A 4,866-nucleotide genomic window follows, 5' to 3' on the forward strand; every position below is an offset into this window, starting at 1 on the left:
ACCGCCTATACTGGGCGGTTTTCTTTTGACCGCGCGACAAGGCGCGGCCGCATGGTTTCGCCTGGGAGGGAGCCATGCCCTATCATCTGGAAGGACGGCTGCTCGAAGTCTGCGACTGCCGCGTGCTCTGCCCGTGCTGGATCGGCGAAGATCCCGATAACGGAACCTGCGACACCATCGTCGCCTATCATTTCGACAGGGGACAGATCGACGGAATCGACGTTGCCGGGGCGACCATCGCCATTGTCGCCCGGCTTCCCGGCAATATTCTGAAGGGCGACTGGCGCGTCGCGATCTATCTCGACGAGCGCGCCACGGCCGAACAGGAAGCGGCGCTGCTCAGGGTCTATAGCGGCCAGGCCGGCGGCCCGGTCGCCGATATCGCCAAGCTGGTCGGCGAAGTGGTGGCGGTCGAACGGGTTCCGATCCAGTTCGACGTGCGCGAGGGTCGCGGCGTGCTGCGGATCGGCGACAGCCAATATGCCGAGCTCGAACCCTATCAGGGCGCGACCGGCGCGAACACGACGCTCGCCGACACGATCTTCTCGACCGTGCCCGGCGCTCCGGTCTTCGTCGGCAAGGCCCCGCGCTACCGGTCGCGGCAGCCGGCGCTCGGGATCGACCTCGACCTGAAGGACCATAACGCGCTGCAAAGCACGTTCGTCTTTGATGCGTAACCTTCGGCGCGAACCGGACCGGCGGCGATGCCCGTTCTCGATCGCGAGCAAGTCTGGCCTTTCGCCGTCGGCGGCCTCGCCGCGGCGGCCTGGCTGACGCTCGCGGTCTGGGAGCGGACGCCCTATGGGCGCTATCTCGATCATGGCGGCTGGCTGGAGACCGGCGTGGTCGGCGGCCTGTGCCGGGCGTTCCCCGCCGGTTCGAGCCTCCTGCCCGCGCTGCTCTACGCCGGCGGCTGGCTGCTGATGCTGGTCGCCATGATGCTGCCGACGGCGCTGCCGCTGGTGGCGCTGTTCGCGCGCATGATGCGCGACCGCCCCGACCGCGACCTGCTGATGGCGCTGCTGATCGCCGGTTATCTGGCGGCCTGGAGCGCGTTCGCCGTGCTCGCCCATGCGCTGGACGCGCGCCTGCACGCTCTTGCCGCGAACAGCGCCCTGCTCGCTTTCAACGGCTGGGCAGTCGGCGCCGCCGGTCTAGCTCTCGCCGGCGCCTTTCAGTTCAGCCGATTGAAATATCATTGCCTGGAGCAATGCCGCGCGCCGCTTGGCTTCCTCGCCCGCCATTGGCGCGGCGGCGCGCCGCGCCGGCAGGCGTTCGGCCTCGGCCTCCGTCACGGCGTGTTCTGCGTCGGCTGCTGCTGGGCGCTGATGATCCTGATGTTCGTGGTCGGCATGGGCAATGTCGGCTGGATGCTGGCGCTCGGCGCCGTGATGGCGACGGAGAAGAACGCGCGCTGGGGCCCGCGCCTCAGCGCGCCGCTCGGGATCGCTCTGCTGCTGACGGCGGCGGTCCTGGTCGCGCAGCGCGTCTGACGGCGCTCAGCCGCCGTCCCGCGCCCAGATTTTGCGGTAGACGCCGATGATCTCGTCGACCTCGCGATTGCGGTTGAAGGCGTCCATGATGCGCGCCCGCGCCCGCTCGCCAATGGCCTCGATGGCCTCCGGCACGCGCATCAGGGATTCGATCGAGGCGGTCAGCGCCTCGATGTCGCCGGTCGGCGCCAGCACGCCGGTCGCGCCGTCCTCGATCACCAGTTCCGCCGCGCCGGCGCGGGTCGCGACAACTGCGTCGCCCGCCGCCATCGCCTCCAGCATGGTCAGGCCAAAACCCTCGACGCGCGAGGCGAACACATAGATCGAAATGCGCTGATACCAGGCCGGCACCTCCTCGATCGGCAATTCGCCGAGAAAGCGGATGCGCTCGCTCAGGCCCGCCGCCGCGATCTCCGCCTTGAGCTTGTCGACGAAAGCGGCATTGTCCGACGTGATGAGCCCGATGATGACCGCCGTGAAATCGGGATAGTTCGGCAGCAGCCGCAGCATGGCCGCGACGAACAGGTCGATGCCCTTCTGCTTGCGCACCCGGCCGAACACGCCAATCCCATATTTGCCCGGCAGGCCGGTCGCGGCGAAGCTCTGCGCGCGGTCGGCCGGCGGCTTGTAGGTTTCGAGATCGATCCCGTGATGGATCACGGTGGCTTGCCGTTCGAGAAAGGAGGCCGAGATTTCGCTGGTGGCGATGATCTCGTCCATTTTCCCGATCAGGAAGCGCGTATAGGCCGAATGGCGGCGCTGGCCGGCCGAATTGAAGATCAAGGCGAAACGCCAGCCGAGCCATTTCAGCAGCAGGCCGACGGTCATTTCGTTATTGCGCCGGGCGTGCCAGATGCGGACGCCATGGCCCTTCGGCGGCTGGAACCGCATGCGCAGGAGGTCGAGCAAGGACAAGCGGCGGATGCCGTCCGGGGCGTCGGGGCCAAACCAGACCGCGTCGAGCTTTTTGGCGATCAGCGGCGCGATGGTGCGATTGACCGCAGTGCCGCCCGAATAGCGCAAGCTCAGATTGGGAATGATGACTTCGATTTCGCTCAAAATCCGGTCCTCGACCATGCGGTGCGTCGCGCGGGACGATCGCCGCGGCCCGCCGAGGCCGAATAGCCTATCGGAGGCTTTTGCGAAACCGCTTTGTCCATTTGCGTGATTACGGCACGGCAGAGGAAAAACTCCCGCGCCGCGCGTGAAATCCGCCTCCAGCCGCCGGGATTCTTTGAAGTTTTTCGCCGCATCCGCCGATGCTAGAAAGAGTGCGGGCCGCGACGGACGACGAAATGCGCTTCATCACCGCGTTTCGACTCCCAAAGACTGACTCCGGCGCGGCCCGTCGTTATTTCCCGCATGAACCCGACGTCGCCGCGGCTCCGGCGCCGGGCGAGGGATTGGGGTGAGCCGTCTGCGTCGAAGCTTCCGAAACTGAAGAGCGATTCCCGCCTATTGACGGAAATCGCTCTTTTTTCGCTGGGTCAAGGCGTCATTTCAGCAGTTTCAGCAGCGCCTTGCCGGCCGGGCTGCGCAGTTCCTTGGCGTCGAGCGTCCCCTCATTGTCGACGTCGGCGGCTTTGAACTTCTTTTCGACCAAAGCCAGATATTCGTCCTTGGTCAGGGTCGCGTCCTTGTCGGGATCGGCGCCGGCGAGATCGTCCTTGCTGACGCGGCCATGCAGCTCCTTGATGTCGAGCGTGCCTTCATGATCCTTGTCGAGTTTGTCGAACAGGGCGCCGGCGGCCGTCTTGGCCTCGGCGAGGTCGATCGTGCCGTCCTTGTCCGGGTCGAGCGTCTTGGGAACTTCGGCGAGCGCGGGCGCCGCGCAAAAGGCCGCGCCGGCGGCAAAAAGGAGCGAACGACGGTCCAGCATGGCGAGTCTCCCAATCATTTCAGGATGAAAGCAGGTTTGACCATAAACCACAGGCCGCCAAAAGCCAAAGGCCATCGCCCGCCGCGACGATCGGCCGCGCTTATTGTCCCTGCGCCTCCAGCGCCGCGCGCATCAGATCCATCGAGGTGCGCGCGCCGAGCTTGAGCTTCAGCGCCGTGCAATTATTGGCGATGGTCTTGTAGGACACGCCCAGCTTGTCGGCGATGGCGCCCATCGATTCGCCAGCCGCGAGCAGGCGGACGATTTCCATCTCGCGCTGCGAGAGCTGGGCCAGCCTGTTGTCGAATTTGGCGAAGGCCATTTTCTGCGCCAGCGCCCCGGGCAGATAGGTCCCGCCAGCGTGAACCTGACGCAGAGCCGTCACGAACAAAGCCGGATCGTCGTTCTTGGCGACATAGCCCTTCGCCCCGGCGGAAATGGCGCGGCCCGCGAAAGCGGGATCGTCGTTCATGCTGAAGATCACGATCCGCGCCGCCGGCTCCTGCGCCAGAATGCGCGCGGCGAGTTCGAAGCCGGACAGGCCGGGCAGGTTGATGTCGATCACCGACACGTCCGGCCGATGCGCGGAAAAGGCGGCGAGCCCCGATTCGGCGTCGCAGGCGTCGAAGGTTTCGATATCCGGCTCGGCGGCCAGCAAAGCCTTGCAGCCGGAAACGACCACCGGGTGGTCGTCGACGATCAGAACACGCAAGCGCAGCCTCCCTCGCTCTTCCTTGCCGCCAAGATGCGGCGCGCGCGCGCGCATTTCAAGCCGGCCGCCCGATCCGACCCTTGACAGGCCGCGGACCGGGCAAGACCATCGCCCCCTTTTTTCGCGCAACGGACGTTCCATGTCGCTCAAGGTTCGAATCGACCTGCTGTTCGGCCTGATCCTGTTCCTGGGCCTCGCCGCCGATATCGGCCGCATGGCGTTCAACGCCCGCGCGCGGGTCGAGGCCGAAGGCGCGGCCATGACCCGGGTCACCCGCGATTTTGTCGAGGCGGCGCTGACCAGTCTGCGCGGCGCGCCCGATCCGGAAGAAAGCCTGCGGCAGCTCGCGCACAGCCTCGATTCGCTGCGCCATGTCCGCATCGCTTTTGTGCACGATCCCGCCGCGGCGGCGGCGGCGGCCTTGATTCCCGATGAGTCGCGACGCGAGGCGCCGGCCTGGTTCTTCAATCTCATTCACGCCCACGACAAGGTGACGATCCTGCCGGCGGCGATCGACGGCCGCCAATTCGGCGCGCTGGTGATCGCCAGCGACCCCTCGGACGAGATCAACGAGGTCTGGCAGGACGCGCGCAATCTCGCGCTCACCGGCGGCGCCATCGCGCTCGCCGCCCTGATCGGGGCGAGTTTCGTGCTTGGGCGGACGCTCCACCCTTTGCGCAGTTGCGCCGAGGCGCTGGGGCGCCTGCGCGACGGCGATTATTCGGCGCGCGCGGAGGCCGCCGGCTCGCCCGAATTCGTCGATCTCTGCGCCAAGATCAACG

General features: G+C 66.6%; 6 protein-coding genes. 3 read left to right on the forward strand and 3 right to left on the reverse strand.

Going from position 1 to position 4,866, the window contains the following annotated elements; all coding sequences use genetic code 11:
- The first annotated feature begins 74 nt into the window (after nucleotides 1-74).
- Complete coding sequence (locus ACE3S9_RS14795; protein WP_374547247.1) at nucleotides 75-677, forward strand: DUF1326 domain-containing protein; 603 nt, start codon at nucleotides 75-77, stop codon at nucleotides 675-677.
- Nucleotides 678-704: 27 nt separating this feature from the next.
- Complete coding sequence (locus ACE3S9_RS14800) at nucleotides 705-1,493, forward strand: DUF2182 domain-containing protein (protein WP_374547248.1); 789 nt, start codon at nucleotides 705-707, stop codon at nucleotides 1,491-1,493.
- Between the two features lie 6 nt (nucleotides 1,494-1,499).
- Here the strand turns inward: ACE3S9_RS14800 and ACE3S9_RS14805 are convergent, their stop codons facing one another.
- From ACE3S9_RS14805 to ACE3S9_RS14815, 3 genes are all read right to left on the reverse strand, one after another.
- Complete coding sequence (locus ACE3S9_RS14805) at nucleotides 1,500-2,570, reverse strand: glycosyltransferase family 4 protein (protein WP_374547249.1); 1,071 nt, start codon at nucleotides 2,568-2,570, stop codon at nucleotides 1,500-1,502.
- Between the two features lie 418 nt (nucleotides 2,571-2,988).
- Nucleotides 2,989-3,372: a hypothetical protein gene (locus ACE3S9_RS14810; protein WP_374547250.1), complete on the reverse strand. Its 384-nt coding sequence runs from the start codon at nucleotides 3,370-3,372 to the stop codon at nucleotides 2,989-2,991.
- A 100-nt stretch (nucleotides 3,373-3,472) separates the two neighbouring features.
- On the reverse strand, nucleotides 3,473-4,084 hold the full coding sequence (locus ACE3S9_RS14815) for a response regulator (RefSeq protein ID WP_374547251.1): 612 nt from the start codon (nucleotides 4,082-4,084) through the stop codon (nucleotides 3,473-3,475).
- 139 nt (nucleotides 4,085-4,223) lie between these two features.
- Between ACE3S9_RS14815 and ACE3S9_RS14820 the strand changes: the two genes are divergently transcribed.
- The coding region (locus tag ACE3S9_RS14820) for a LapD/MoxY N-terminal periplasmic domain-containing protein (RefSeq protein WP_374547252.1) at nucleotides 4,224-4,866 on the forward strand (643 nt) is incomplete at its 3' end.

It is taken from the genome of Rhodoblastus sp. (assembly GCF_041915505.1).
In the GTDB taxonomy this organism is placed as follows: domain Bacteria; phylum Pseudomonadota; class Alphaproteobacteria; order Rhizobiales; family Beijerinckiaceae; genus Rhodoblastus.